Annotated in this window: 15 protein-coding genes; all 15 read left to right on the top strand. The window is 61.8% G+C overall.

Translation table 11 applies throughout. The features are described 5' to 3' along the window. The first annotated feature begins 205 nt into the window (after positions 1-205). Positions 206-1,645: a 3-isopropylmalate dehydratase large subunit gene (gene leuC / locus IG168_RS00475; protein WP_193161180.1), complete on the top strand. Its 1,440-nt coding sequence runs from the start codon at positions 206-208 to the stop codon at positions 1,643-1,645. Next, positions 1,646-2,293, top strand: a complete 648-nt coding sequence (leuD, locus tag IG168_RS00470; protein WP_193161179.1) for a 3-isopropylmalate dehydratase small subunit — start codon at positions 1,646-1,648, stop codon at positions 2,291-2,293. It begins immediately after the preceding gene. 20 nt (positions 2,294-2,313) lie between these two features. After that, positions 2,314-3,387 carry a 3-isopropylmalate dehydrogenase gene (gene leuB / locus IG168_RS00465; RefSeq protein WP_193161178.1) on the top strand — a complete coding sequence of 358 codons (1,074 nt, stop codon included), beginning with the start codon at positions 2,314-2,316 and terminating at the stop codon, positions 3,385-3,387. 78 nt (positions 3,388-3,465) lie between these two features. Next, complete coding sequence (gene asd / locus IG168_RS00460; protein ID WP_193161177.1) at positions 3,466-4,581, top strand: aspartate-semialdehyde dehydrogenase; 1,116 nt, start codon at positions 3,466-3,468, stop codon at positions 4,579-4,581. A gap of 158 nt (positions 4,582-4,739) precedes the next feature. After that, a complete protein-coding gene (locus tag IG168_RS00455) occupies positions 4,740-5,735 on the top strand; it encodes an Asd/ArgC dimerization domain-containing protein (RefSeq protein WP_193161176.1) in 996 nt (331 codons plus the stop codon). Positions 5,736-5,932: 197 nt separating this feature from the next. Further along, complete coding sequence (locus tag IG168_RS00450) at positions 5,933-8,854, top strand: FimV/HubP family polar landmark protein (protein WP_193161175.1); 2,922 nt, start codon at positions 5,933-5,935, stop codon at positions 8,852-8,854. A gap of 141 nt (positions 8,855-8,995) precedes the next feature. Then, positions 8,996-9,874, top strand: a complete 879-nt coding sequence (gene truA / locus IG168_RS00445; protein ID WP_193161174.1) for a tRNA pseudouridine(38-40) synthase TruA — start codon at positions 8,996-8,998, stop codon at positions 9,872-9,874. A 190-nt stretch (positions 9,875-10,064) separates the two neighbouring features. After that, positions 10,065-10,688: a phosphoribosylanthranilate isomerase gene (locus IG168_RS00440; protein ID WP_193161173.1), complete on the top strand. Its 624-nt coding sequence runs from the start codon at positions 10,065-10,067 to the stop codon at positions 10,686-10,688. A 35-nt stretch (positions 10,689-10,723) separates the two neighbouring features. Continuing rightward, positions 10,724-11,953, top strand: coding sequence for a tryptophan synthase subunit beta (gene trpB, locus IG168_RS00435; RefSeq protein WP_193161172.1), 1,230 nt, complete (start codon positions 10,724-10,726; stop codon positions 11,951-11,953). Between the two features lie 14 nt (positions 11,954-11,967). Further along, positions 11,968-12,783: a tryptophan synthase subunit alpha gene (gene trpA / locus IG168_RS00430; RefSeq protein ID WP_193161171.1), complete on the top strand. Its 816-nt coding sequence runs from the start codon at positions 11,968-11,970 to the stop codon at positions 12,781-12,783. A 142-nt stretch (positions 12,784-12,925) separates the two neighbouring features. Further along, the gene (gene accD / locus IG168_RS00425) at positions 12,926-13,780 is read left to right on the top strand and encodes an acetyl-CoA carboxylase, carboxyltransferase subunit beta (protein WP_193161169.1); all 855 of its coding nucleotides are present in this window, start codon (positions 12,926-12,928) and stop codon (positions 13,778-13,780) included. A 149-nt stretch (positions 13,781-13,929) separates the two neighbouring features. Continuing rightward, positions 13,930-15,201 (top strand): bifunctional tetrahydrofolate synthase/dihydrofolate synthase, encoded by a 1,272-nt coding sequence (gene folC, locus IG168_RS00420; RefSeq protein WP_193161167.1) that lies wholly within the window; start codon positions 13,930-13,932, stop codon positions 15,199-15,201. Then, entirely contained in the window at positions 15,182-15,832 is a 651-nt protein-coding gene (locus IG168_RS00415; protein ID WP_193161165.1) for an SPOR domain-containing protein, read from the top strand. Before folC ends, IG168_RS00415 begins: the two co-directional genes overlap by 20 nt. A 133-nt stretch (positions 15,833-15,965) precedes the next feature. After that, positions 15,966-16,466 carry a CvpA family protein gene (locus tag IG168_RS00410; protein ID WP_193161164.1) on the top strand — a complete coding sequence of 167 codons (501 nt, stop codon included), beginning with the start codon at positions 15,966-15,968 and terminating at the stop codon, positions 16,464-16,466. 116 nt (positions 16,467-16,582) lie between these two features. Next, positions 16,583-18,067 (top strand): amidophosphoribosyltransferase, encoded by a 1,485-nt coding sequence (gene purF, locus IG168_RS00405; RefSeq protein WP_193161162.1) that lies wholly within the window; start codon positions 16,583-16,585, stop codon positions 18,065-18,067. Positions 18,068-18,178: the final 111 nt, after the last annotated feature.

Genomic DNA, 18,178 nt, shown 5'->3' with positions numbered 1-18,178 from the left:
CTCAACAGCCTCGTCGGCAATCGTTTCGCGAGCGGCCCCCGGCAACAGGGCCTTAGCGGCGGACAGCAGTATTTCCCCCCCCCCTGCCTCCGGGTCTTACTTCTAACTCATTCCAAATCCGACTGGTTCTTATAATAAATATAAATTGATGTTATTCAACGCCCGGGGCTAGACTGCGCCAATCAAAAAACGAGGAGATACGGCGATGGCCGGGCAGACGCTCTACGACAAACTCTGGCAGGACCACCTGGTAAAAAGCCGCGAAGACGGCACTGCACTGATTTATATCGACCGTCACCTGATTCACGAGGTGACGTCCCCGCAGGCGTTTGAAGGCCTGCGACTGGCGGGTCGCCCACTCTGGCGCAAAGACTCGCTGGTGGCGACTCCCGATCACAATGTGCCCTCCCATGCGGCCGAGCGCGCCGCCGGTGTTGCCGGTATCCGCGACGAGATTTCGCGCATCCAGGTCCAGACCCTGGACGAGAACTGTAACGATTTCGACGTGGTCCAGTTCGGTATCAACGAGCCGGGGCAGGGCATCGTGCACGTGATCGGCCCGGAGACCGGTGCGACCCTGCCGGGCATGACCGTGGTCTGCGGCGATTCCCACACCTCCACCCACGGTGCCCTCGGTGCGCTGGCGCACGGTATCGGCACCTCCGAGGTGGAGCACGTGATGGCCACCCAGTGCCTGATCCAGAAGAAGATGAAGAACATGCTGGTGCGCGTGGACGGCGATCTGGGCCCGGGCGTGACGGCGAAGGACGTGGTGCTGGCCATTATCGGCAAGATCGGTACTGCCGGCGGTACCGGCTACGCGATCGAGTTTGGCGGTTCCGCCATCCGCAGCCTGTCGATGGAAGGCCGCATGACCATCTGCAACATGGCGATTGAGGCGGGCGCCCGCGCCGGCATGGTGGCCGTGGACCAGGTCACCCTGGACTATGTCAAAGACAAGCCCTACGCGCCGCAAGGCGAGCACTGGGACAAAGCCGTGGAAAACTGGAGTCGCCTGCACTCCGACGACGACGCAGTGTTCGATGCGGTGGTCGAGCTGCGCGCAGAGGATATCGAACCCCAGGTGAGCTGGGGCACTTCCCCGGAAATGGTCGCGCCGGTCAGCGCGCTGGTACCGGATCCGGCGGGCGAGGCGGATGCCACCAAGCGCGCCGGCATCGAGCGCGCACTGGAATATATGGGCCTGGCTGCGGGCCAGAAGATTACTGATATCAAACTCGATCGGGTATTTATCGGTTCCTGCACCAACTCCCGTATCGAAGACCTGCGCGCAGCGGCGGCAGTGGCGAAGGGCCACAAGAAAGCCGACAGCGTGAAAGAGGTATTGATCGTTCCGGGTTCCCAGTCGGTGAAGGCGCAGGCGGAAAAAGAGGGCCTGGACAAGGTCTTCGTCGAAGCCGGATTCGAGTGGCGCGAGCCGTCCTGCTCCATGTGCCTGGCGATGAACGCGGACAAACTGGGCGCGGGCGAGCACTGTGCGTCCACCTCCAACCGCAACTTTGAAGGTCGCCAGGGCTACGGTGGCCGCACGCATCTGGTCAGCCCGAGCATGGCGGCGGCCGCGGCAATTGCCGGTCACTTTATCGATGTCCGTGAACTTGAGCTTCAAGGGGAGACTGCATAAATGAAAGCCTTTACCCGACACGAAGGGCTGGTGGCGCCGATGGATCGCGCCAACGTCGACACCGACCTGATTATTCCGAAGCAGTTTCTGAAGTCGATCAAGCGCACCGGCTTCGGCCCGAACCTGTTTGATGAACTGCGTTATCTGGACGAGGGGCAACCGGGACAGGACCATACCAAGCGCCCGCTGAACCCGGAATTTCCGCTGAATTTCCCCCGTTACCAGGGCGCTTCGGTACTGCTGGCGCGCAAGAATTTCGGCTGCGGTTCCAGCCGCGAACACGCACCCTGGGCGCTGGATGACCACGGTTTCCGCGCGGTGATTGCGCCGAGCTTTGCCGATATCTTTTTCAACAACTGTTTCAAGAACGGCCTGCTGCCGATCGTGCTGGATGAAGCGGTGGTCGATCAGCTGTTCAAGGAAATGGAAGCGCAGGAAGGCTACACGCTGACCATCGATCTGGAGAAGCAGCAGGTCATCAAGCCGAACGGCGACACCATCGATTTCGAGGTAGACGCCTTCCGCAAGCACTGCCTGCTGAACGGCCTCGATGATATCGGCCTGACCCTCGAGGATGCGGACGATATCCGCGCCTATGAAGCCAAGCGCCGCGAGCAGGCGCCGTGGCTGTTCGATGCGGTCAAATAATCGGAATTAAGGAAAGCATTGTGAGCAAGAAAATCATGATCCTGCCGGGCGATGGTATCGGCCCGGAAATCGTCGAACAGGCAGTGGCAGTACTGGAAGCTGCGGACAAGAAATTCAACCTGGGACTGAGCTTCGAGCAGGGCCTGATCGGCGGTGCCTCCATCGACGCCCACGGCGAGCCGCTCACCGACGCGCAGCTCGAAGCGGCGGGTAAGTGCGATGCGGTACTGCTCGGCGCCGTCGGCGGTCCCAAGTGGGACACGCTCGAGCGCGACATCCGCCCGGAGAGAGGTCTGCTGAAAATTCGCAGCAAACTGGGGCTCTACGCCAACCTGCGCCCGGCGATCCTGTATCCGCAGCTGGCCGACGCCTCCTCACTGAAGCCGGAAGTGGTTTCCGGCCTGGATATCCTGATCGTGCGCGAACTCACCGGCGGTATCTACTTCGGCGAGCCGCGCGGTATCCGCACGCTCGAAAACGGCGAGAAGCAGGGCTTCAATACCTACGTCTATACAGAGTCGGAAATCGAACGCATTGGCCGTACCGCTTTTGAAGCGGCGCAGAAGCGCGGCGGCAAGCTGTGCTCGGTGGACAAGGCCAACGTACTGGAAGTGACCGTGCTGTGGCGCGAAGTAATGGATCGCCTGGCGCCGGAGTATCCGGACGTGGAGCTGTCGCACATGTACGTGGACAACGCGGCCATGCAGCTGGTGCGTGCGCCCAAGCAGTTCGACGTGATGGTCACCGGCAATATGTTCGGCGACATTCTGTCCGACGCAGCCGCCATGCTGACTGGATCCATCGGCATGCTGCCGTCGGCATCGCAGAACGAAACGGGCTTCGGTCTGTACGAGCCGTGCCACGGTTCGGCACCGGATATCGCCGGGCAGGGCATTGCCAACCCGCTGGCGACGATCCTGTCGGCAGCGATGATGCTGCGCTACTCCCTGAATATGGGCGACGCAGCTGACGCCATTGAAAAAGCCGTAAGCAAGGTTCTCGACGAAGGACTGCGCACCGCGGATATCTACACTGAAGGAAGCAGCAAGGTATCCACCGCGGAAATGGGCGCAGCAGTGGTGGCCGCTTTCTAATTGACGCAGACCTTTTCTCTATCGTCGTTCCGGTATTTGCCGGAACCCACAAGGACACAGAATTAACAGGATACTGCAATGAAAAAGGTAGGTTTTATCGGCTGGCGCGGCATGGTCGGCTCCGTACTGATGGGGCGCATGCTGGAAGAGAATGATTTCGCACATATCGCGGAGCCGGTTTTCTTCTCCACCTCCAATGCCGGCGGCAAAGCGCCGGACATCGGCCGCGAAGTGGCGCCGCTGGGCAACGCCTTCGATATCGACGCGCTGGCCGAACTGGACGCGATCGTCAGCTGCCAGGGCGGCGACTACACCAAGAAGGTGTTCCCGCAGCTGCGTGAAAAGGGTTGGGATGGCTACTGGATCGACGCGGCCTCCAGCCTGCGTATGGAAGACGATGCCATCATCGTACTGGATCCGGTCAACCGCGGCGTGATCGACAAGGGTATCGACGCCGGTGCCAAGAACTTTATCGGCGGTAACTGCACCGTCAGCCTGATGCTGATGGGCCTCGGCGGCCTGTTCAAGGAAGGCCTGGTGGACTGGGTTTCCGCCATGACCTACCAGGCGGCTAGTGGTGCCGGTGCCAAGAATATGCGCGAGTTGATCGCGCAGATGGGTGCCATCCGCGACGGCGTGGCCAGCGAACTGGCCGACCCGGCCAGCGCCATTCTGGAAATCGACCGCAAGGTGGCCGAGAACATGCGCTCCGCCGACTTCCCCACCGCGGAGTTCGGCGCGCCGCTGGCGGGCAGCCTGTTGCCGTGGATCGATACCCAGCTGGACAACGGCCAGAGCCGCGAAGAGTGGAAAGCCCAGGCCGAGACCAACAAGATCCTGCGCACCGAAACCACGGTACCGGTGGATGGCACCTGTGTGCGCATCGGCGCCATGCGCTGCCACAGCCAGGCGTTTACCGTGAAACTGCACAAAGATGTCCCCATTGCCGACATCGAGCAGCTGATCGGCTCTGCCAACGATTGGGTCAACGTTGTGCCCAACGAGCGCGAGGCCACACTGCAGCAGCTGACCCCGACCGCCGTGACCGGCAAGCTGGATATTCCGGTGGGTCGCCTGCGCAAGCTGAACATGGGACCGCAGTACCTGTCCGCGTTTACCGTCGGCGACCAGCTGCTGTGGGGCGCGGCGGAGCCGTTGCGCCGCGTGCTGCTGATCCTGCTGGGCAAGCTGTAGTCGAGGTAATCCGCGCCGTTGGCGTATATTTCTGCGTATACTTTGCGCCAGCGCACGTTAAGCCGCCCCGGTAGCCCCGGGGCGGCTTTCTCCTTTCTGATCCATGGGTATAATCGCCCCGCATTTTTTTGCCCCTCCAACTGACGAAGTGAATTGATATGTCGGAATCCGATCGCGAACTGGTCATTGTCGGTGTCGATAGCGCCGCCTTTTCTCCCCTGCTGGAAGTGCTGGAGGAGCGCAAGGTGATCGGCGCCGAGCAGCTGCGCCTGCTCGACGAGGAGGACAGCGAGCCGGATCCCCAGGTGTTTGCCAATCGCAGTGTGCCCGTGGGTGCGCTGGAGAAGTTCACCTTTGCACCGGAGCAGGTCGTGGTTCTGCTGAAGGGCGGAGAGGCCGGGCGCGCCGCACTGGCCGCGGCCGAGGCTGCCGGTGCCTGGGTGCTGGACGGGGCGGATAACACCCGCGGCGACGAGAGTGTCACGGTGGTACACCCGCTGCTGAATATTGCCGATATCGCTGGCGCCGAGCGCCGCGTGCTGGCGCTGCCCGCGGCCGGTGCGGCAATGGTGGCGGAGGCACTGGCGCCGCTGCGCGACAAGCTGCAGGCGGTCGAGGTACAGCTGAACCAGCCGGTTTCCGCCATCGACAAGGCCGCCGTGGACGCAATGGCCGCGCAGACGGCGCGTATGTTCAACGGCCAGGAGGCCGAAGTGGATCCGGCCATCGGACACCGCCTCGCATTCAATCATCTAAGCTCCAGTGAAGCGCTGCTCGCCAGCGGCCACAACCTGTCCGAGCTGGCCCTGGTGCACGACCTGCGCCGGCTTCTCGGCGATACCGTCGCCGTGGATGCCTGTATCAATACGGCATCGGTTTTTCACGGCCAGCTGGCCAACGTGCGAGTTGTTCTGCAGGAGGATGCCGACCTGGCTCAGGTGAATGCGCTGCTGCGCAATGGCGCGCGCCTGAAAATGTCTGAGCGACCGTCGGCACAGGAAGCGGTTGGCGGTGAGGAAACGCTGATTGGTCGCGTGCGACAGAGCCTGTTAAACCCACGGCAGGTTAATTTTTGTGCAGCTTCGGATAATTTGCGCAAAGATCTGGCGATGAACTGCGTACAGATTGTTCACTTGTTGCTAAAAAACCACTGATAATTAATACTTAGCCGTCATAGTGAAGGTTTATTCTTAACTTTCGTTCGACGGTGGGGCGGCGATAAATTCGCCAGTTAATCTCGATTGTTGTTGCGACAATCGTTGTGTTGAACGTTTACTGTACAGTGATGGGGTTGGTCGCAGGCGCGATTTGCGATGCAACCTGGTGATTCTAACAATAAAGGGAATCGGATATGCGTGTGCGAAAGCTGGCGCTAGCGGTAGGTCTGGTCAGCGCACTGGGTGGCAACGGGGCTCTGGCCCTCGGGCTGGGTGAGATCAAAGTGAACTCTACCCTCAATCAGCCCCTTAATGCGGAAATCGGTCTGCTGCAAACTCGCGGTCTCGGCGATGGCGAGATCAAAGTGCGTCTCGCCAGCCCCGAAGACTTCAAGCGGGCCGGGGTAGACAGAACCTATCTGGCCAGCGAGCTGCGCTTCGAAGTGGATTATTCCAACGGCCAGCCGATTATCCGCATCACGACCCGCGATCCGATTCGCGAACCCTACCTGGATTTCCTCGTGGAGACCCGCTGGCCCAGCGGCCGCCTGCTGCGGGAATACACCCTGCTGATGGATCTGCCGGCCTTCTCCAACAGCACGGCGCAACAGCCGGTGCGCGCCGCCGAACGCGAGCGCCAGCAGGTACGTCGCGAAGCGCCGCAACCGCAGCAGCGCCCGGTGCAACAGCCCACCCGTCCGGTACAGCCGGCGCCGACCGCCGAACCGCAGCAGGCGGAGCAGCCCGCTGCAGAGGAACCGATGGAGCTGCAGCGCGAGGCCCAGCCGAGCCGCGAAGCCGTTGCCGAGAGTGGCAGCCAGGTCTACGGACCGGTTTCCTCCAATGAGACACTCTGGGAAATCGCGCTGCAAAATCGCGCCAGCCGCGAATTCTCCGTCCAGCAAACCATGCTGGCCATTCAGCGCCTCAACCCCGAGGCGTTCATCAATGAGAACATCAACCTGCTGAAGAAAGGCGCGGTGTTGCGCCTGCCCAGTACCGCAGACATGCGCCAGCTGTCGCAGCAGGAAGCCATTTCCGAAGTGGCCGTACAGAATGAAAGCTGGCGCCAGCGCACCGGACAGAGCGCCACTACTGGCGCTCCGCTGGACGCCCGCGCAGCCTCGGAAGAATCCACCGAGAGCGATGTGGTTGAAGGCCGCGTGAGCCTGGCCGCGCCTGGAGACAACGAGTCTGTCACTTCCGGTTCCGGCAGCGGTGCCGAAGACAGCGAAGCGCTGTCCGGCGAGCTGGCGGTGACCGAGGAAGAACTGGATAAATCCAGCCGCGAAAACGCGGAACTGAAAGACCGTATCTCCGAGCTGGATGAGCAGATCGACACCATGGAGCAAATGGTCGAGGTCTCCAACAGCGAACTGGAAGCGGTGCAAACGGCTGCTGAACAATCCAATAACGCTGACGAAGCCGCTGCTGAAACTGACAGCAGCACCGGCGCCGAAGACACGACGTCACCGGCTGCAGCGGAAAGCGCGGAAGAGGAGCCGGACTCCACTGCAGCGCCGGCCAAGGAAGAGCCCGCTGCAGATGACCAGCGCAATCGCGTTGTGCCGGTACATACCCAGCCCGAGCCCACGCTGATGGAGCGGGTGATGGACAACATTGTGTTCATCGGTATCGGCGCAGGAGCACTGCTGATCGGTCTGTTCGGCTTTATGAGCTGGCGTCGCCGCAAGGAAGAAGAGGAGGCCATACGCCAGGTCGAGGCCGAAATGGCCGCAGAGCGCGCCCTGGCAGACGCACCGGAAGAATCCGCGGAGTCGGATGATCACCTGGCCGCGGTCGAATCCTTCGAAGCCAGTGACAGTTTCGACATGGGCGACCTCGATGAGGTGGGCACCGACGATCCTATTTCCGAGGCAGAAATTCACCTCTCCCTGAGCCAGTACGGCGAAGCCGAGAGTAAGCTGCTGAAGGGACTTGCACAGGACCCGCAGAACGTCGACGCGCGTCTGATGCTGCTCGAGGTCTATGCGCACGAGCAGAATGTCGACAAGTTTGATGATCACTACCGTCAACTTCTGACCGTCAGTGATGGCCCGGCAGCCGACCGCGCTGCACGCCTGCGCGAGAGTATTGCCGGTGCCGGCGCATTCGAGGCGCCGGAAGTGGATTTCACCAGCGAATCCATTGAGGCGACACAACTGGACGATATCAGTGCTTCATTCGAAGACGATTTTGCCAGCGACGATTTCACCTCCAGCACTTCTAGCGAAGAGGCGGACTCCTCACTGCTGGACGACCTGACCATGGATCTGTCCGATGACAGTATTTCCACGTCCGATACTTCCGGGGAAGAAGAGTTCTCCATGGACCTGGACCTGGATCTCGAGGGCGATAGCGCTGGCGAGAGCTCCCAGGAACTGGAAGCCGCAGATGACGAGTTCAATTTCGATGACCTGATGTCCGGCGACCTGGATCTGGGCGAGCTGGATCTGGATGCCGGTAGTACCGAATCCGGTGACGCCGCTGCAACAGATTCCTCCGAGGATTTCGGCAGCATCGATTTTGACAGCGGCAGTCTGCAGCTCGACGAAGATGAAGCCGGCCTCGATTTCGATCTGGATCTGTCTCCGATGGAAGAGGGTGACGACAGCGAAACCTTCCAGTTGGAGTCAGACGACAGTGCAGCGCCCGCGGCTTCCACGGCTGCGGAGCCTGCGGATAGTTTGGATAGCGACGACCTGGAGAGCTTCGGCGGCGAACTGGACGGCGAGCTGGACCTCGATTCCATTGATCTGGACGACATAGCCGGCGAACTCAACCCAGAAGAGGCGGCGCCTGCGCAGTCTGCCAGCGACGTCGCTATGGCCCAAGACATCCCTGCTGCACAACCGGCAGCGGAGAGTCAGGCGGCCGCTTCAGACAGCACTGACGCGGACTTCGGTGATCTGAACTTTAATCTGGAGAGCGACCTGGATTCAGAGCTGAATCTGCTCGAAGGTAGCGACGAAGTCAGTACCAAGCTGGAGCTGGCCCAGGCCTACCTGGATATGGGAGACAGGGACGGCGCCAAGGATATCCTCAACGAGGTTGTCGAAGAGGGCACTGGCGAGAACAAGGCCCGCGCCCAGGAAATGCTGGAGCGCATGACCTGAGTCATCGCTGCCAAATTTCCGGAAAAAACCTCGCCCTGGCTGCGAGGTTTTTTTATGGTCGCTGTTTGGTCGTGTTCCGAGAGTGAATGTCGGGCTGGATAAAGCGGTGGCCACTTGCCCGATGTGTGAAAGAGAAACGGTATGACGCGCGAATATATTTACAAGCCCAATGGTGAAGTGCCTCCCGGTGAACAGCTGCCGGAAGGGCTGCGCCGTATCGCCCTCGGGGTTGAATACTGCGGTGCGCGCCTGCACGGGTTCCAGAAACAGAAGTCCGCCGCCGAGACGGTGCAGGCGCACCTGGAAAACGCCCTGTCGAATATCGCCGCAGAGCCGGTGACTCTGGTCTGCGCCGGCCGCACCGATGCCGGCGTACACGCCACCGGCCAGGTGATCCATTTCGATACCAGTGCACAGCGCCCGGCACGGGCCTGGGTGCAGGGCGTCAATACCAAGTTGCCGGATTCCGTGCGGGTACACTGGGCGCGGGAAGTTCCGGCGCAATTCCATGCGCGCTTCTCCGCGCGCGCGCGCAGCTACCGCTACCTGATTCACAGCGCGCCGACTCGCTCGGCACAGGCCGCCAGTGAAGTGACCTGGACCCAGCACCCGCTGGATCTGGATGCCATGGGCGCCGGCGCACAATACTTGATCGGCGAGCACGATTTCACCAGCTATCGCGCCAGCCAGTGCCAGGCCAAGAGCCCGGTGCGCGAGATTACCCGGCTGGATATCGCCCGGGTCGGCCAGCTGATCGTCCTCGAGATCAGTGCCAACGCCTTCCTGCACCATATGGTGCGCAATATCACCGGCGTACTGATGGCGGTCGGCCGCGGCGAGCGCGACCCGCAGTGGGTGAAAGAAGTGCTGGAGGCCCGCGACCGCACCGTGGCCGGCGTCACGGCGCCGCCGTTCGGACTCTACCTGGTGGATGTGCGCTATCCGGAAGAGTTCGATCTGCCGAACTTCGAGCCGGGTCCATTGCTGGTGCCGCTGCCGCTGGGCGCGCTACCGGTTTAACTGCCCGCTGTATGCGAGAGCGGCCTCAGGCCACAATATGTGGTTTGCTTCAGGTCGGCTGGTTGGCAGTCGGCCCGGCTTGTGCGTTGCGCATTTCGTGCTCTGCGCCAATCTGCTAGTATCCCGTGCTCCCTCATTTTTGAACGGCCGGTCGGCCGTGAACCAGGCACCGGACGGCTCGAGCGAAGCGATGCGAGTAAAAATCTGCGGTATCACCCACAGCGAAGACGCCAGAGAAGCCAGTGCGGCCGGGGCGGATGCGTTGGGACTGGTGTTCTATCGCAACAGTTCGCGGTTTGTGAGTGTCGAGCAGGCTGCCGCAATTGCGAGTGCGGTTTCCCCCTTCGCGACCCTGGTCGGCCTGTTCGTCGATGCCGATCCAGCCGATGTGCGCGATGTTCTCGAGCGGGTACCGCTGAACCTGTTGCAGTTTCACGGCGACGAATCGGCAGAGTATTGCGAGCAGTTCCACCGCCCTTATATCAAGGCGCTGCGCATGAGGGCCGATCTCGATGTGGCGGCGGCCATGGCCGCGCATCGGCGCGCGCGCGGCTTCCTGCTGGACGCCTATCGACCCGGCGTACCCGGCGGCACCGGCGAAACTTTTGACTGGCAGCGGGTGCCGCGAAATAGTGGGCGGCAAATCATACTGGCCGGGGGCCTGAATCCGGGGAACGTGGCCCGGGCCATCTCGGCGGCCCAGCCGCAGGCGGTGGATGTTAGTGGCGGAGTCGAGGCGGCACCCGGTCGCAAGGACCCGGAGAAAGTCCGGGCATTTATCCGCGCGGCCAAGAGCGCGTTTGTGGAAGCTTGAATGGGCACAAGCCTGAATTGAAAAGGAGCAGTAGCGTGAGTGAGCAAGCTGGTAAGAGCGGCGAAATAGATTTTTCCGCCTATCCGGATGCCAGTGGGCATTTCGGTCCATACGGTGGCCGATTTGTATCGGAGACATTGATCGGCGCGCTGGACGAGCTGCGCGAGATGTACAACCGCCTGAAGGACGATCCGGAATTTGTCGCCGCCTTCGATTACGACCTGGCCCACTACGTCGGCCGCCCGTCGCCGCTGTACCTGGCTGAGCGCCTGACCGAGAAGGCCGGCGGCGCGCGCATCTGGCTCAAGCGCGAAGACCTGAATCACACTGGTGCGCACAAGGTAAACAACACCGTCGGCCAGGCGCTGCTCGCCAAGCACAGCGGCAAGAGCCGCGTGATTGCCGAAACGGGCGCCGGACAGCATGGCGTCGCCACTGCCACCGTGGCTGCGCGCCTGGGGCTCAAGTGCGCCGTGTATATGGGCGCCGAGGACGTCAAACGCCAGTCTCCGAATGTGTACCGCATGAAGCTGCTGGGCGCCGAGGTGATCCCGGTCGAATCCGGCTCCAAGACCCTGAAAGATGCGATGAACGAAGCCATGCGCGACTGGGTCACCAATGTCGACGATACCTTTTACATCATCGGCACCGTTGCCGGCCCGCACCCCTATCCGCAACTGGTGCGCGATTTCAATTCGGTGATCGGCCGCGAGGCCCGGCGCCAGAGCCTGGAAGAATTCGGCCAGTTGCCGGACGCCCTTGTGGCCTGTGTCGGCGGCGGCTCCAATGCCATCGGCCTGTTCCACCCGTTCCTGAACGACAGCGATGTGAAAATGTACGGTGTCGAAGCTGGCGGTGAGGGGCTGGCTACTGGCAAGCACGCGGCGCCGCTGAACGATGGCGTGCCCGGTATCCTGCACGGCAACCGCACCTACCTGATGGAAGACGACGACGGCCAGATTATCGAGACCCACTCGGTGTCCGCCGGTCTCGACTACCCGGGTGTCGGTCCAGAGCACGCCTGGTTGAAGGATATCGGCCGGGTGGAATACGTCACTGCCGACGACAAGGAGGCGCTCGATGCCTTCCGCACCCTGACCCGCTCCGAGGGGATCATTCCCGCGCTGGAGTCCAGCCACGCGGTGGCTTACGGGCTCAAACTGGCGGCCACCATGTCGCCGGAGCAGAATATCGTCGTGAACCTGTCCGGGCGCGGTGACAAGGATATTTTCACCGTTGCCGCGATTGACGGTATCGAAGTCTAACCAGGAGTGGTGCCGTGAGTCAGGAACAAGAAAACAGAATCGACCGCCGTTTCGCCAAGCTGCGCGCCGAGGGCCGCAAGGCGCTGGTTACCTATATCGTCGCTGGTGATGGCGGCCTGGAAAACACCGTGCCGCTGATGCACCAGCTGGTGGCCAGTGGTTCCGACTTGATCGAACTGGGAGTGCCTTTTTCCGATCCGATGGCCGAGGGCCCGGTGATCCAGAAGGGACACGAGCGCGCCCTCGCGCACAAGGCCTCCCTGCGCAAATGCCTGGAAATGGTGGCAGAATTCCGCCGTGATGACGGCGAGACGCCGGTGATCCTGATGGGTTACGCCAACCCGATCGAGAAGATGGGCGCCGAACCCTTTGTTGACGCGGCGCTCGAAGCGGGTGTGGACGGCGCCCTGACCGTGGACCTGCCGGCGGAAGAGGCGGGCCCGCTGAATGAATTGCTGGCCGCGCACAACCTGCGCAATATTTTCCTGCTGACCCCCACTACCAGCGAGGAGCGCATCGAGTCGATCACGGGCCTGGCCAGCGGATTTGTCTACTATGTTTCCCTTAAGGGGGTTACCGGCGCCGGCCACCTGGACCTGGATTCCGTGCGTGACAACCTGGCGCGCATTCGCCGCCACACGGCGCTGCCGCTGTGTGTCGGCTTCGGTATCAAGGATGGGGCTTCCGCGAAGGCGGTCAGTGCTCACGGCGATGGCGCCGTAGTGGGCAGCGTCTTGGTGTCCGCAATCGGCGAGGCCACGGACGCAGAAGCGGCGCGCCAGCGCGTGGCGGCACTGGTAGGTGAAATGCGCGGCGCCCTGGATAGCTGACCCTAAGTATTTTACTTGGCCAGAAAGACCAATTTAGCGGCTGAACTGGCCAAGCCTAGTTTTTGCGATAGTGTTTTAATTCTCAGCCTGAAACCCACCGGTCGAAAAAACGACCCAGAAAACATCGGGATTTGGTAACAAGATGAGCTGGTTAGAAAAAATTGTTCCCTCGGTGATTCGCACCGAGCGCCGCAGTGGCGCCAGTAAGGTTCCGGAAGGTGTCTGGAAAAAGTGCGTCAAGTGTGACGCCATGCTGTATCGCCCGGAGCTGGAGCGCAACCTGGATGTGTGCCCCAAGTGTAATCACCACCTGCGTATCGGCGCGCGCCGCCGCCTGGATATCTTCCTCGACGAAGAGGGCCGCGAAGAGCTGGCCACTGATGTGCTGCCGGTGGACCGCCTGAAATTCAAGGACGTGAAAAAATACAAGGATCGCCTCACCCAGGCACAGAAGGCGACCGGTGAAAAAGATGCGCTGATTGCCATGCGCGGTACCCTGCAGGGCAAGCCGCTGGTGGCCGTGGCTTTCGAGTTCGCCTTCCACGGTGGCTCCATGGGCTACGTGGTGGGTGAGCGCTTTACCCGTGCCGCACAACTGGCCCTGGAAGAGCGTATTCCGCTGGTCTGCTTCTCCGCCACCGGCGGCGCGCGCATGCAGGAAGCGCTGATCTCCCTGATGCAGATGGCCAAGACTTCCGCGGTACTGGAGAAGTTGAAAATGGCCGGTGTGCCCTACATCTCCGTGATGACCGATCCGGTGTATGGCGGCGTTTCGGCGTCCCTGGCACTGCTGGGTGATATCAATGCCGCCGAACCTGGTGCCCGCGCTGGATTTGCGGGGCCCAATATCATCGAGCAGACCATTCGCCAGAAGCTGCCCAAGGGCTTCCAGCGCAGCGAATTCCTGCTGGATCATGGCGCCATCGACATGATCATTTCGCGCAACGACATGCGCGATACGATTGCGCGGCTGCTGGGCAAATTGTCCTGGGGCTGATCGCCAGCTTACATCGTTGGAATATCGGGTGGGGCCATTGCGGCCCCACTTTTATTTGTGCTGCCAATGTTTGTGCCGCGAATAGATCGGACCCGGGCGCGAAGGGCACCCGGGTTCTACCACAGTTCAATCAGTGATCGACGACGCCCATGACTGACCTGCAACAATGGCTCGCCCGCCTGGAGCGGCTGCACCCGACCGAAATCGAGCTGGGCCTCGAGCGCGTGTCCGCGGTGGCGCGCGCACTTGGGGTAGTGACGCCCGCTCCAAACGTTATTACCGTCGCCGGCACCAATGGCAAGGGATCCTGTGTTGCCACCGCTGAGGCGCTGCTGTGCGCCGGCGGGCGTACCGTCGGTGCCTACAGTTCGCCGCACCTGTTGCGCTTCAACGAGCGGGTGCGGATCGACGGCCGCGAGGTGGAGGACGCGGAGCTGGTGCGCGCCTTCGAGGCTATCGAGGCGGCGCGCGGCGAGATCAGCCTGACCTATTTCGAATACACGACCCTGGCGGCGCTGTGGCTGTTCAAGCGCGCGGGTGTCGAGTTCGCGGTGCTGGAAGTCGGTCTCGGCGGGCGCCTGGATGCGGTCAATCTGGTGGATGCCGACGTGGCGGTGATTACCAGCGTGGCGGTGGATCACGAGGCCTGGCTCGGCAATGATCGCGAGGTAATCGGCGCTGAGAAAGCCGGGATTCTGCGCGCGGGTCGCCCGTTTGTCTGCGCCGACCCGGAGCCGCCCCAGTCGGTCATCGATGCCGCATCGCGCACCGGGGCGCAGACCTGTTTTATCGGCCGCGACTTTTTTGTCGATCGCGACCCGGCTGGCGAGCGCTACCGCTTCGGAGGGCTGAGTTTCGCCCTGCCGGACATCAGCCTGCCGCGTCCGAGTATCGCGGCTGCCCTTACCGCGTTGTCGCTGTTGCAGGCATTGCCGGCGAGCGGTGTGGAGTCGGCGCTGGCCGGTATCCGCCTGGCCGGGCGCTGCCAGCAGCTCCGTTGGCGTGACCGGGACCTGTTACTGGATGTGGGGCACAACCCCGCAGCGGCGACCTATCTGGCCCGGTGGCTGAGTGAGCATCCTGTGACCGGTGAGACATACGCGCTGGTGGCGGCGATGGCGGACAAGGATCTGCCGGGGCTGTTCGCCCCGCTGAGCGAGCTGGTGACCCGCTGGTATCCGGCCAGTCTGCCGGGAAATGCACGTGCGGCAGACTGCGGTGCGCTGCGCGATGGTCTGCAGCGGGCCGGGGTGGTTGACCGGGTCGCGGACGGGGAGTGTCCCGCGGTGGCCGAACGCCTGCAACAGGTGCTTTCCGGCATGGGGGCGCAAGACAGGTTGCTTGTCTTCGGTTCCTTCTTTACTGTGGCGGAAGTTTTACAGCAGATACGAGATGACGGCGATGGCGAGTCGCGATCCTGAATTTACCGGTCGGCCCACGCGGCGGGGCAGGCTGAACGATGGCTTCAAGCAGCGCATTGTGGGCGCGCTGGTGCTGGTGGCGCTCGCCGTGATTTTTCTCCCGAGCCTGTTCGACCGCGAGGGCGCGCGCTTTATTGACGTGACCAGCCAGATTCCGCCGGCACCGGATATCCAGCCGATTGAGATCGCCGCACCGGAACCGGTGGCGGATGCCGCACCGGCGCCGCCGGTAAACGAGGTCTTCCAACCCGATGTGGTGGAACAGGATTCCATGCCCGCGGCCAAGCTGGATTCATCTGAACCTGTAAAGAAGAAAGAAGAGCCGAAAAAGTCTGAAGCCGACGCTATAGCGCAACAGAATTCCGCGCCGGTTCTCGATGACCGCGGGTTGCCAATTTCCTGGGTTGTGCAAGTGGCTGCCTATCGCGACGAAGCGCGGGCGGACAAGCTGCGCAGCCAGTTGATGGACGACGGCTACAAGGCCTATACCCGCGCTGTGACCACGGACAAGGGCCGCTTCGTGCGGGTGTTCGTGGGCCCAAAGGTTAGCAAGGCCGATGCCGAGGCGGTCAAACGCGAGCTGGACCGGCTACTCAAGGCGCAGACTCTGGTATTGCGCTTCAAGACCTGACCTGGTTCTGCAGGCCAATTCGAACATTCCGGATCCTAATTTCGAAGGGTTTTGCGAACAGCTTCACGCGACAAGTCCCTTAAGTTAGAATGCGCGCTCTTCGCGGCGGCTGCCGCACGGCAGGTAGGACTGGATGAATTGGGCTGACTGGACCATTCTGGCAATCGTGGCCATTTCCACACTGATCGGTCTCAGCCGGGGTTTCGTGCGCGAGACCCTCTCTCTCCTGACCTGGGTTGCCGCTTTTTTTATCGCGATGATGTTTCGCGACGAGCTGGCGCCGCTGCTCTCCAATCTTGTGGATACTCCTTCACTGCAGGCCATTGCTGCCTTTGCCATTTTGTTCATTTTTACCCTGCTGGCTGGAGCCGGCCTGAACATGACGCTGTCGGCGTTTGTTGAGGCCACGGGGCTGTCCGGTACCGACCGGGTACTGGGCATGGTGTTCGGGCTGGTGCGCGGTGCAATCGTGGTGCTGGCGCTATTGATACTTGCGCCGGCGCTGGTGCCGGTGGAGCAGGATGCCTGGTGGCGTGAATCGGCGCTGATCCCGCACTTCCTCGGTTTTGAGGATCGTGCGCGGGATGTGGCGGATGCCATCAAGGATCTCTTTGTGCGGGAAACTGCCCATTGAGCAAACCGCACTGCGGTTGTCATCGCCAAGTGCGGGTGACCGGGATGAAAGCCGGTAAATAAATTGTTTTAACGGAGCGGCAGCGCCGCTCTTTCTCGACCAGTAGGGCCAAGACTATGTGTGGTATTGTCGGTATCGTCGGTAAGAGTGACGTCAACCTGCAGTTGTACGATGCGCTCACCCTGTTGCAGCACCGCGGGCAGGATGCCGCCGGCATCGTCACGTGCGATGGCGACCGCCTCAACCAGCAGAAGGCCAACGGCCTGGTGCGCGATGTGTTTCGCGCGCGGCATATGCAGCGCCTCACCGGTAACTTCGGTATCGGCCATGTGCGCTATCCCACCGCCGGCGGTTCCGGCCCGGCGCTGGCCCAGCCCTTCTACGTCAACTCCCCCTACGGCATCGCCATGGCCCACAATGGCAACCTCACCAACAAAGACCAGGTGATGGAGGAAATCTATCAGCAGGACCTGCGTCATATCAGCACCGATTCTGATTCCGAGGTGCTGTTGAACGTGTTTGCCCACGAGTTGCTCGCGCAACACAAGCTGCAGCCGAAAGCCGAGGACGTCTTCACCGCGATGCGCGCGGTGCACAAGCGGGTGCGCGGCGGTTACGCCTGTGTGGCGCTGATCGTCGGCTACGGCATCGTCGCCTTCCGCGATCCGAACGGCATCCGCCCGCTGGTGTACGGTAAGCGCGAAACCGACAAGGGCACCGAGTACATGGTGGCATCCGAATCCGTAGCCCTGGATGTTCTGGGTTATGAGCTGGTGCGCGACGTGGCGCCGGGCGAGGCTATCTATATCGAACTGGATGGCACGGTACACGCGGAGCAGTGTGCGGAAAATCCGTCCCTGAATCCCTGTATCTTCGAGCACGTCTATTTCGCCCGCCCGGACTCCATCATGGACGGCGTTTCGGTACACAAGGCGCGCCTGCGCCAGGGCGAGCACCTGGCAGAGAAGATCCTGCGCGAGCGTCCGGATCACGATATCGACGTCGTGATCCCGATTCCGGATTCCGCCCGCACTGCTGGCCAGACCGTTGCTCACCGCCTGGGCGTGAAGTTCCGCGAAGGCATGGTGAAGAACCGCTATATCGGCCGCACCTTTATCATGCCGGGGCAGAAACAGCGCAAGAAATCTGTGCGCCAGAAACTGAACGCTATTGAACTGGAATTCCGCGGCAAAAATGTGCTGTTGGTAGATGACTCCATCGTGCGCGGTACTACCTGTAAGCAGATTATCCAGATGGCCCGCGAAGCGGGAGCGGCCAAGGTGTATTTTGCCTCCGCCGCGCCGGCGGTGAAGTTCCCGAATGTCTACGGCATCGATATGCCGTCCGCCGAGGAGCTGGTGGCTCACGACCGCAGCACTGAGGAAATTTGTGCGGAGATCGGTGCCGACTGGCTGATCTACCAGGACCTGAAGGACCTAGTGGAGTGCTCCGCTGAGGGCAACGACAAGATCGAGCAGTTCGACTGCTCTGTGTTCGACGGCAACTACGTCACTGGCGACGTGGATGACGAATACCTGCAGGAGCTGCACGCAGCGCGCAACGACGCCGCCAAGCAGCAAAAGGGCGGCAGCGCGCTGTAACTCCCTTCGTTAATTTCTACTCGGTGGCGGCCCCGCTGCCGGTGGCCATCCGCTCAACAGCCTCTTCGGCAACCGTTGCGCGGATCGCCCCCGGCAGCAGGGCCTGCATTT

The sequence above is a fragment of the Microbulbifer hainanensis genome (assembly GCF_014904735.1).
GTDB lineage: Bacteria > Pseudomonadota > Gammaproteobacteria > Pseudomonadales > Cellvibrionaceae > Microbulbifer > Microbulbifer hainanensis.
Note: the sequence above shows the minus strand (reverse complement) of the source record. Positions and strands in the feature narration are given on the sequence as shown.